Source organism: Paracraurococcus lichenis, assembly GCF_030657435.1.
GTDB classification, from domain to species: Bacteria; Pseudomonadota; Alphaproteobacteria; order Acetobacterales; family Acetobacteraceae; genus Paracraurococcus; species Paracraurococcus lichenis.
Genome location: NZ_JAUTWS010000437.1, coordinates 1 through 579 on the forward strand (window position 1 = coordinate 1; position 579 = coordinate 579).

Annotated in this window: 2 protein-coding genes; both read left to right on the forward strand. The window is 67.2% G+C overall.

Features of this window, described 5'->3' with window-relative positions:
* The coding region (locus Q7A36_RS40680) for a transposase (protein ID WP_305109466.1) at positions 1–358 on the forward strand (358 nt) is incomplete at its 5' end.
* The coding region (locus Q7A36_RS40685; RefSeq protein ID WP_305109467.1) for a transposase at positions 307–579 on the forward strand (273 nt) is incomplete at its 3' end. The genes Q7A36_RS40680 and Q7A36_RS40685, both read left to right, overlap by 52 nt.

Sequence of the window (579 nt, forward strand, 5' to 3'; positions counted from 1 at the left end):
CGGGCGACATCGTTCGATGGACGTGCGCGAGGTGCTGAACGGCTTGCTGTATGTGCTGGAGACCGGCTGCCAGTGGCGTCACCTGCCACGCGACCTGCCGCCGCGGAGCACGGTGCACGGCTATCTGCAGCGCTGGGATTGGGACGGCACGCTGGAGGCCGTGCATCACCAGCTCTACATCGCCTGCCGGGAACAGGCGGGCAAGGAGGCCAGTCCCACCGCGGCCATCCTTGACAGCAAATTGGTCAAGGCGGCGGAAAAGGGGCGCCGTCGGTCGACCCGGTTGGTTACGACGCAGGGAAGAAGATCAAGGGGGTCAAGTACCACGTCCTCGTCGACACGCTCGGTTTGCTGCTGAGCATCGTCGTGCACGTGGCCAACCTGCAGGACCGCGAAGGCGCGGCACTCGTGCTCGATCGCCGCACCAGGGCCCTGTTCCCCTTCCTCGGCACCATCTTCGCCGATGCCGGATACCAGGGACCACGTGCGGCCAGCGCGGCGCGGCGAAGCGGCCGATGGCAGTTGCACATTGTCCGTCGCGCCGAGGGTACGCGCGGCTTCGTCGTGTTGCCGAAGCGG